General features: G+C 62.6%; 4 protein-coding genes and 22 tRNA genes. 2 read left to right on the top strand and 24 right to left on the bottom strand.

Features of this window, described 5'->3' with window-relative positions; translation table 11 throughout:
• Window positions 1-85 precede the first annotated feature (85 nt).
• The 22 genes from AC1DU6_RS12705 to AC1DU6_RS12600 all read right to left on the bottom strand — a co-directional run bounded on the left by AC1DU6_RS12705 (window position 86) and on the right by AC1DU6_RS12600 (window position 3,594).
• Window positions 86-163: transfer RNA gene (locus AC1DU6_RS12705), tRNA-Gln, on the bottom strand.
• Between the two features lie 22 nt (window positions 164-185).
• A tRNA-Ile gene (locus AC1DU6_RS12700) sits at window positions 186-260 on the bottom strand.
• Window positions 261-264: 4 nt separating this feature from the next.
• Window positions 265-357, bottom strand: a tRNA-Ser gene (locus AC1DU6_RS12695).
• A gap of 8 nt (window positions 358-365) precedes the next feature.
• Window positions 366-457, bottom strand: a tRNA-Ser gene (locus AC1DU6_RS12690).
• Window positions 458-462: 5 nt separating this feature from the next.
• Window positions 463-546 (bottom strand) — tRNA-Leu (locus tag AC1DU6_RS12685).
• 9 nt (window positions 547-555) lie between these two features.
• Window positions 556-648: transfer RNA gene (locus AC1DU6_RS12680), tRNA-Ser, on the bottom strand.
• A gap of 94 nt (window positions 649-742) precedes the next feature.
• Window positions 743-831, bottom strand: a tRNA-Leu gene (locus tag AC1DU6_RS12675).
• Window positions 832-853: 22 nt separating this feature from the next.
• Window positions 854-944 (bottom strand) — tRNA-Ser (locus AC1DU6_RS12670).
• Between the two features lie 12 nt (window positions 945-956).
• Window positions 957-1,032: transfer RNA gene (locus AC1DU6_RS12665), tRNA-Phe, on the bottom strand.
• Window positions 1,033-1,038: 6 nt separating this feature from the next.
• Window positions 1,039-1,114: transfer RNA gene (locus AC1DU6_RS12660), tRNA-Asp, on the bottom strand.
• Between the two features lie 212 nt (window positions 1,115-1,326).
• Window positions 1,327-1,402 (bottom strand) — tRNA-Pro (locus AC1DU6_RS12655).
• A gap of 6 nt (window positions 1,403-1,408) precedes the next feature.
• Window positions 1,409-1,484: transfer RNA gene (locus AC1DU6_RS12650), tRNA-Ala, on the bottom strand.
• Between the two features lie 11 nt (window positions 1,485-1,495).
• Window positions 1,496-1,570, bottom strand: a tRNA-Val gene (locus AC1DU6_RS12645).
• 105 nt (window positions 1,571-1,675) lie between these two features.
• Window positions 1,676-1,751, bottom strand: a tRNA-Met gene (locus AC1DU6_RS12640).
• Window positions 1,752-1,758: 7 nt separating this feature from the next.
• Window positions 1,759-1,833: transfer RNA gene (locus AC1DU6_RS12635), tRNA-Gly, on the bottom strand.
• Window positions 1,834-1,850: 17 nt separating this feature from the next.
• Window positions 1,851-1,926: transfer RNA gene (locus AC1DU6_RS12630), tRNA-Trp, on the bottom strand.
• Between the two features lie 395 nt (window positions 1,927-2,321).
• Window positions 2,322-2,395: transfer RNA gene (locus AC1DU6_RS12625), tRNA-Thr, on the bottom strand.
• Window positions 2,396-2,947: 552 nt separating this feature from the next.
• Window positions 2,948-3,022, bottom strand: a tRNA-Glu gene (locus AC1DU6_RS12620).
• Between the two features lie 20 nt (window positions 3,023-3,042).
• Window positions 3,043-3,128 (bottom strand) — tRNA-Cys (locus AC1DU6_RS12615).
• Window positions 3,129-3,168: 40 nt separating this feature from the next.
• Window positions 3,169-3,255 (bottom strand) — tRNA-Tyr (locus tag AC1DU6_RS12610).
• A 5-nt stretch (window positions 3,256-3,260) separates the two neighbouring features.
• Window positions 3,261-3,337, bottom strand: a tRNA-Thr gene (locus AC1DU6_RS12605).
• Window positions 3,338-3,518: 181 nt separating this feature from the next.
• A tRNA-Gly gene (locus AC1DU6_RS12600) sits at window positions 3,519-3,594 on the bottom strand.
• Between the two features lie 668 nt (window positions 3,595-4,262).
• Here AC1DU6_RS12600 and AC1DU6_RS12595 point away from each other — a divergent pair.
• A complete protein-coding gene (locus AC1DU6_RS12595; RefSeq protein WP_457326427.1) occupies window positions 4,263-4,640 on the top strand; it encodes a hypothetical protein in 378 nt (125 codons plus the stop codon).
• An 89-nt stretch (window positions 4,641-4,729) separates the two neighbouring features.
• Here the strand turns inward: AC1DU6_RS12595 and AC1DU6_RS12590 are convergent, their stop codons facing one another.
• Together AC1DU6_RS12590 and AC1DU6_RS12585 are read right to left on the bottom strand one after the other, a co-directional pair.
• Window positions 4,730-5,146: a hypothetical protein gene (locus AC1DU6_RS12590; protein ID WP_477857545.1), complete on the bottom strand. Its 417-nt coding sequence runs from the start codon at window positions 5,144-5,146 to the stop codon at window positions 4,730-4,732.
• A gap of 225 nt (window positions 5,147-5,371) precedes the next feature.
• The gene (locus AC1DU6_RS12585) at window positions 5,372-7,021 is read right to left on the bottom strand and encodes a hypothetical protein (protein WP_477857543.1); all 1,650 of its coding nucleotides are present in this window, start codon (window positions 7,019-7,021) and stop codon (window positions 5,372-5,374) included.
• A gap of 1,056 nt (window positions 7,022-8,077) precedes the next feature.
• Here AC1DU6_RS12585 and AC1DU6_RS12580 point away from each other — a divergent pair.
• Complete coding sequence (locus AC1DU6_RS12580; RefSeq protein WP_457324881.1) at window positions 8,078-8,644, top strand: RNA ligase 1 family protein; 567 nt, start codon at window positions 8,078-8,080, stop codon at window positions 8,642-8,644.
• The last annotated feature ends 37 nt before the right edge of the window (window positions 8,645-8,681 follow it).

Here is an 8,681-nt window from a genome sequence, read left to right as displayed (position 1 = left end):
CCCAGGATCTCCGCAGTCAGAGTGCGGCGCCTTAGACCGGACTTGGCCAACCCCCAATTGAGCTCTTCAAAGCACTATCACAAGGTGGAAATGGTGGAAGGACTCGAACCTTCAACCGCCCGGATCAAAACCGGGTGCTCTGCCAATTGAGCTACACCCCACCTGGGACATCCAAACCGTTGGACTGGTGCCCGCAGATGGGATCGAACCATCGGCCGCCGCCTTATCAAGACGGTGCTCTACCGCTGAGCTATGCGAGCAATCTGGTGGAAGCGGCGGGAGTTGAACTCGCGTGCCGACTCTTCGTCGGCCATCCGCTTTCGAGGCGGCACCGTTAGACCACTCCGGCACRCTTCCATGAGTTGTGGCGGGTGCAGCTGGATTTGAACCAGCGCGCCGGCTCGACGCCGACGACCGCTTAGCAGGCGGTTGCCTTAGACCTCTCGGCCATGCACCCTAGACTGGTTCCCGAGCTCGGATTCGAACCGAGAGAGGCCCTGCTTCTGAGGCAGGAAGGTGTACCAAATTTCCATTAGCCACCCGGGACTTGTTGACTGGCGGAGACGACGAGATTCGAACTCGTGAGTCGGCTCGACGCCGACCATCTGTTTTCCAAACAGTGACCTTGGACCACTCGGTCACGTCTCCTTGGCTGTTCTTGCCGGTTGACCAGGCGTTGCATCCCAGGACGCGATGCATGACGCGAAACTACCCTGTGCATTAGCAGGTCAGGGCGTCGATCTGGTGCCGGCGGTCGGGATCGAACCGACATTCCCGAATTCGGGAGACAGGGTTTGGGCCTGCTGCGTGAACCAGTTTCGCCACGCCGGCTCAAGTTGGATGAGAAAGTCGATGGGGGAGCGCGTCCGATTCGAACGGACGACCCGGGCGAGCCGGATTCCGGGGTTCAAGCCTGGCGCGTTCGACCGCTCCGCCAGCGCTCCATGGTCTCGGTCTGGTGCCTCAAGCAGGGCTCGAACCTGCGACGCCCGGCTCTTCAGGCCGGCGCTCTACCCACTGAGCTATCGAGGCAATGTGTGGCGCCCTCGAGGAGGATCGAACTCCCGACTTCCCGCTAGACAGGCGGGCACTCTGGCCGCTGAGTTACGAGGGCAAAAATGGTTGCCGCGCTTTGACGGCAGTCACCGGGTTGCGTCCGGCCGCTCCACCTCTTCACGGGCTTCGCGTCGCGTGCCGAGTCGGGCATCTCGGGTAGCGCCAGCTATCGTGCTGACTGCATCCAAGGCCACGGCCTGGGCTTCTCCGAATTTCGGGTCACCACAGTGGTGAGGTCGCCCGCGCAGCTTTTGCCTGCGCTGTCGATAGTGGTCTCCGTGGACGGGTTCGAACCGCCGACATCCTGCTCCCAAAGCAGGCGCGCTACCAACTGCGCTACACGGAGTAGTTTTGGTGGAACCAGTCGGGATCGAACCGACAACCTCCTGCTTGCAAGGCAGGCGCTCTCCCAGTTGAGCTATGGCCCCATGAAGGGTGATGGTGGGTGCTGACGGGATCGAACCGCCGGCCCGCTGCTTGTAAGGCAGCCGCTCTACCGCTGAGCTAAGCACCCATTTACGCGCATGGTTGTCGGTGACGAGTTCCGACGTCCGCACAATATTTGCGGCCGGTTTCTGGCATCCCGAAGCGCGATCTCGACGGGAGCCTCCTGTTGATGTGGTCGCGCAGGGCGGACTCGAACCGCCGATCTCGGGCTTATGAGGCCCGCGGGTTGCCAGCTTCCCTACCGCGCAATTGCACTGGAGCGGGCCAGGGGAATTGAACCCCTCTACTCAGCTTGGAAGGCTGGTGCCTAAGCCGATCGGCCAGGCCCGCATGAACGAAACAATGGTTGGCTGGCCATGAAGGAGTCGAACCCTCAACCTTCGGATTTGGAATCCGCTGCGCTGCCAGTTGCGCCAATGACCAACTGAAGAAAATGCACGTCGACCGACTTGCACTTTCTGCAGCTGACCGAAGTCAGTACAGAACTCGCCCTGAGACTACGGGAGAGTTCACCAGCACCTGCGTCGGATCATCTGAGCGCTTGCGGCGCTCTTTCCCGACTCGTCCACCAGGGCCCCTTGCGGGCACCCCAGTCTGCTGGCACGGCGGCCTTTTTTAGAAGGAGGCATTTCCTTCGTCGTGTCGCACAACTCGATCTTCTTCCTACTGCCGACCTTGCGGGGCCGTGAGGGTTGCTACACCCGACATGCGGAATCTCATCGAGAGCTGTTGGCCTTGCGAGCCGCGAGCTCCCTCAGTTCACCCGAAGGTGCTGAGGCTTACGCCGCTTTCATGCGACACCGGAAGCGTCTTTGCGTTTGACAGGTGTGGGAATTGAACCCACGACCTTCAGATTACAAGTCTGATGCTCTACCAACTGAGCTAACTGCTACCTGCTGCGGCGTGCGCTTCCAGTGGTTTCGATCCCTTTTGGAGGCCGAAATGCCACACGCCGCTGTGTCGTTCGTCCCGCGGACTACTTGACCGATCTTCCCGACTCGCGTCCACCTTGCGGTGGCCACGCTCCAGTCGATCTGTACGCCGCCCTTGCTTGCGAGGCTCGGACTGTGCGCACTACCCTTTCCGCTATTCGATGGAGAGCTGGTTTGTCTGGCCGGTCGGCACCACCCGTTACCTGTTCGAAGGCCTCGGTTCCCCGCATTGCTGCGGGCCGTTGAACCCTCGTCTTTTGCCAGACGCTCTCGTCCCGACTCTGCCCCGCCCAGCTGGTAGGCGAGGCGCCCCTTGCGAGGGCGCGGTGAGCTTGCATGCTTGACCGGACGGATAGCCCGAGGGCTGTCAATCTGGCGTCGGGGGAGGCAGGTCTCCCGACTTTGTGCCGTGTCACCACGGTCTATCTCACCGACCACATGCGGCCGGGAACCGAAGTTCTGAAAGCCTTCACGCGCTTTCAGAACTGCGCTTCTTCTGGGCTGATTTGCCCTGGTACCCCGTACGGGAGTCGAACCCGTCTGTGCTGGTTGAAAGCCAGCTGACCTCACCCGAAGTCGAACGGGGCAGGGTGAGCGTTGATGAACTTGGACTCGACGCTCGGATTCGAACCGAGGTGTGCTTGCGCAGACGGTTTTGCAGACCATCGCCTTCGACCGCTTGGCTACGTCGAGTCAGAACCTTTCCCGAGGCGCAACTGCGCCTACGGCATCCTGGTGGAGAGACCTGGATTCGAACCAGGACGGAACGAGCCGACCTCCGGGTTACAGCCGGGCGCCCTACCGAGTAGGCGTCCTCTCCAAAACTGGAGCCCCCTGTCCGATTCGAACGGACGATCGCCTGCTTACAAGGCAGGTGCCTTGGACCTCTGGGCTAAGGGGGCAAACATCATCTCGGCTGTGTCCACACGCGATCCACCGCGCTTCCGCAGAAGCGCATTGGTCGCTGCACACCGGCGGCTGCGGCCCTGGTGCACATGCTCATCCTTCGAGATCCTTGGATCCGAACGATGCTTGTGCGCGGGCACACCCGAGATGACCCCATGGGCGGCGAAGCCCAAGGGATGGAGCAGACGGTGGGGTTCGAACCCACGACCTCAAGGTTGGCAACTTTGCGCGCTACCTACTGCGCTACGCCTGCATGGTGCGATTGACGGACTTCCACCCAGTAGTGGGTCCGAATCGCGGCAATTTGTTAAAGAGCATGCCCCGTATCGGGGCTGGCGACTGGTGTCACCGGTGGCAGCTGCCAGGCTGCCGGTCTGAGCCGAAGCTCTTGTTGGTTTCGAGGGCCCAAAGCACTGAGGCCCGGTTCCTTGCGGATACCGGGCCTCAGTTGAGGGGCTCTTGTGAGCCTGAGTAGGTGCGCCTAAGCGCCCTGCTCTCCCGGTGGGGGCTGGTACTCGAATCCTGCGAGCCACGACATCGTTTGGGTGATGTGTGTCCCGGAGACCGAGTCCATGCCCCGATCAAGAATCTCGTGTGCGACGACGCAACCCAAGCCATTGGCTCGGGCCAGTTCGCGGGCGCACCGACCCTGGGCGGGTCGCTGGCTTGAACTGAATAGGTTGCGTTTCACGTTGAGTCCTGATGTCGAAAAGGTTGAAGTGGTCGATAGAGCTGCCTTGGCAGCTGCACTGATGTTGATCAATGCGGCGCTTCGGTTAGCGAATAACTGCATTGTGAAGAGTGTTCACTTGCGAAGTCAAGCGTTTTGCGAAAAATCTTCACAAGTAGAATGCGTGAAGACTTTTCGCAACACTTCGAGATCCCCGCACGACCCCGTGCTGGCAGCGCCACGAGACCCGGATGTCCAGCCCGCCCAACATCACTACGATCCGACGCATCAACGCTCAAAGCCTGTTTCAGCAGTACGCCGAGGAGCGCATCAGTGCGGGCGAGCCGCCGAAGGGGTTGGAAGCGGCCTGGGCTTCGCACATCGGCGTAAGCGGGGCCACTTGGTCGATGGCCAAGAGCGGCGCCCGTCCGATCGGTCACAAGCTGGCCAAACAAATCGAATCGCACTGCGGCGTCGAGCAGGGGTGGCTGGACATTGAGCGCGCGCCTCAAGGACTCAGCGGACCGGAACAGCAATTCTTGGCCTTGGCCCTAAAGGTCTATCGCGCGACGAACAGCGGTGGCCGCAAGGATCTGCGGCGCATGCTGACGGAATTTCGCAAAGACTAAGCCGCGAGATTCCGTCCAGGTCCGGGCGCTGCCTTTGCGGGCTAGAGCTCGTCACTCAGTTCTGAATACGCGCCCTGATCGGTCCAAGGCTACGTCATCCATGTGGATTCGATGACAAGGTTGGCCGACCGGCAGGCAGGGCATTGCTGTGGCTCCGGAAAGTCCTTCACAAGCACCCCGGACGCGGCGCAATGATTGCATTGCAACGACTTCATTTCCGACACGGACTGGTCGCTCACTATCCACTCTGGCCGCTGCTCGCCGTATCGCGGTGCTGCGTGGCACAGGAGGCGATCCTGCTGCAAGGGGCCAAAAGTTGGATTTCGCCGTTGTTCCACCGTCTCGCGCCGGAGGCGCACGCCAAGTGATTGCAGCTCGTCCTGCACCTTGGTAGCGCGCTCCTCCCAAGTGGACTCAAGCAGCGTAAATGGCGGACTGCGCACAATCTGCAGCGCAGTTGAAAGTGCCATGCCCTGCTTTTGGTCTTTTCGGAGCCACTGCACCACTCGCGACATCGCGGCCTCAGGCACCGAGTCGACCACTAGCCTTTGAACCGAATAGAACTCGGGACCTCGACTCGGCAGAGCAAGCTCTACGGCATGTTGGGTTCCGCAGGCCGAACATGCCAGGAGCGCTCGGCCGCCGTAGCCGGTTTCGATCCGGTGATAGTGGTAGCTCCCTGTCGATAGGCGGAGATCGCAGCCAGGGCACTTGTAGTCCGTGACCAAGGCCTACCTGCCCTGCTGGGGTGTTCGCCAGCGGTCAGTCTGCCACCAGCCCAGGAAGGGCGCAGACTCAGAACTGGCCGTCCAGCGATGTGGCTCCTCGGTGGCCATGCGCAGTCCGTCCAACGCAGGCTGGAAGCGCTTCGCAAAGGCTTCGGGCTGCTTGTCCAACAGCGCCTGCGCCTCAGCCAGGAACGCGGGCACATCGCCTGCCCGAAGCGACAGGAAGAACACCATCTGCCGCCAGGCGTAGGCCGCGTTCTTGACGCGATGCAACTCCACGCGCCAGTCGCCGCTGCGCAACTGCAGGTGGCGCTGCACCCAGCTGAGACAGTCGCGGGCCAGGTCCATGGCGCGGCCTTCCAGCCGTTCGCGCATGCCTGGCAACTGGAGCAGGGCAGCTAGGTTGTGGGTGGTGACGATGAGCTGCTGCTCGATGACACGGCCATTGCTTGCCGCCCGTGACACTCTCACGCCACCGGGCGATTTGCCGGCACGTTCGGTGCAGATCTTCGCGAGTGTTTCTGCCTCGGCCTGGGCCGCGCCAGCGATGCTCAGCCGAGTTGAGATATCCAGGTATTCCAACCGGTAGTAGCGCTCGTACAGCGACCCCTGCAGTTGCGCTGCTGCCACCTGCGCTGCCCGAGCGAACTTGGACGAGAAGGCGCCCATGAAGATATCCGCAGCCAGCTCCTCCGTGAATGGGAGGGCAACGCCGGCCTCGTCGGCCAGGGCGACAAACTCCTGCAGCAGCTTGTTGGGCAATTGGGTCTGCGGGAACCCGTTCAACGCCACGCCGGCAAATTCCTCAAGCGCCAAGCCAGCGCCGCGCGCGGCCTCAGCGCCCTGGTTGCAAAAGCGCCTCATCGCCGCCACCCAAGGAAGCTCCTCCAACTGCACCTGCTTCTGCAAGTTCAGTAGCAGCAACGAACGGCGACGTCGAAAGGCACGATAGGTGGCCGCGTACAGGGCGCGCAGATCGACATCCGCAAAACCTGCGGCGCGCAATTGGCTGGTTCGCTGCGGCAGCAGCGTCGCCAGCACCTCGCCCGACGTGACAACACCGCGGCGGATCAATCCCTCAGGCGTGTCGTTGACACAGCGCTGCAGGCGACGCTGTATGCCCGGCGGCACGCGTTTGCCTTCTTCAAGTAACCCGGCCTCGTGCAGCACAGGTTGAGCGTCATCCAGCCCTGTCGTCGCAGGATGTTCGGCCAGCTTGGCGGCCACATCGCTTGCGATCTCCTGGTGCGTCTTCGCCTTGGCATGCTGCTGGCGCTCACGGACGGCTCGCGCAGACTCCGAGCCCGGCACGCCATGGCTGACCACGTAGCGCGCCACGATCAAGCGCACGCGGCCGACATCGCTCGCAGCCACCGACTGGGGTTCCAGCGCCGCTTGCTGCAGAGTGCGCCTGAGCACACCGAATGGCGCTTTAGGGTCGGTGAACCGCTTGCTTGGCTGGCTCTGCTTCTGAGTGTCGTGGACCACGCTGAGCCAGCGGCGAGCACGCAGTGACCAATCTTCGGTGAAGCGCTTGAATGGCCAACCACCTGTCACGAGAAACTGCCCGTGCTCACCGCGCCGCCATTGGCCTTGATCGTCTCGTGCAGCAATGGGGAGGTCGCCCTCTACCGTCTCCAGCACCAGGGTCACGGCCGCGTCGTAATAGGGCAGCCAAGTGCCCACCGTGTCGCGCTGAGCCAGCACACTCTTGTTGCGCCGCATCGCGCGCAAGCGCTTCACTACTTGCCCTGCCGTTTCAAGGTGGACCAGGGCGTCGCTGACAGGCTCCCTTGCATCCAGCTTCGGATAGAACCTCAGCTCGTGAGCCAGCGGCGCCAAAGCTTGCACAAGCTGGCCGGCCTCGTCGGCATGTCCGCGCGACATCAACCACGCGACTGTCGGCAGTGCGGCTTCTTCGGGCACCTGCAGACTCAGCGCTCCCGACTCCAACGCCTGCAGTAGACGCGTCAGGCCTGCGTCCAACAAAAAGTAGCGGTTCAGCGCCAGCCGCGGGGCCTCGGCGCCGCGCAGGCCCAGCTCGTCCAGCAGCGCCTCCTCGAAGGGCTGCAAAGGTCCGGCCGCCAGTGCCCCGCCAGTCGCAAACCCGCCGTTGAGGACCTCGAGCGTCACCCATGTTGGGTAACCGGCGACGGGCTGGCGCGAGCCGGCGAGCAAGGTGCCGGACAGCAGCCCGCCAATCACATCGCGCCAGCGCCGCACGCGCTCCTGCGCCGGCTCGCCGCGCGCGGCGGCATCCAGCGCCCGCTGCAATTGGTGGGCGCTGTAGTCGAGCCCGATGGCAGTCGCCTCGGGCGGTTCGTTGCTCGATGTTGGTCGCGATGTCATGTCTGGGTCCGGGGGCTGGATTCGAACCAGCGCCCTCTCGGTCTAGAGCCAAGCGTTCTTGCCGCTGAACTACCCCGGAATTGCTGGCGGGGTTGTACAGCTCGGCAGAAGCGGCGCCAAGCGGGGGTTTCTATGGTTCGCTGTTGGCGATACCCCACCCAGCCACCGGGCTACCTCCAGCAACCGCTCGGGTGTGGCATGGCCAACAGTGAGCAACGCCGGGGAGTCATCGACTTCCTTGCCCTGGCTACACTTCGCGTCCGCTGTTTGGAGGTCGAGACTTCTCGGCTTCTAGCGGCGGACACCCTTAATGGCAGGCGATGGGACTCGAAATTTCATCAACCAAATTAAGGAGTTTTCATGAAGAAGATCATTTCGCTGTTTCAGCGGAACTACGAAGGCAGCCGCAAGGTCCGAGACGAAGTCACCCCTGGTGCCCAGTGGGTGCTCGATGGTGAAGGCAAGGCCACCCGCAAATGGGACGGTCTTGCCGTGATGGTCAAGGACGGCGTGGTGTTCAAGCGGTACGACGCCAAGGCTGGTCGCACGCCGCCCTCTGGGTTCATCCCGGCTCAACCGAGCCCGGACCCGGTGAGCGGTCACTGGCCGGGCTGGGTGGCAACCGACGGGCCGGACTCGCGCTACATCCGCGAGGCGGTGGAAGCAGCTGCCGTGCGGTACCCGCAAGGGATCCCGGACGGCACCTACGAGGTGTGTGGACCGCGCATTGGCACTCGCCACGGCGCGAACCCGGAAAACCTCGCCGAGCACGTGCTCATCCCGCACGGCGAGGATGTGCTCGAGGATGCTCCGCGGACTTTTGCTGACCTGATGGAGTACCTGAGGAACAGGCCGATTGAAGGCATCGTGTGGCATCACGAAGATGGCCGGATGGTGAAGATCAAGAAGGCCGACTTCCCGTTCTGATTCGGCGTTTTCTAGGAGGGGCTCTTGCCCCTCCTTT

Source organism: Roseateles sp. P5_B10 (genome assembly GCF_056400485.1).
The sequence above is the reverse complement of the archived record's forward strand: the minus strand, read 5'-3'. Positions and strand labels throughout refer to the sequence as shown.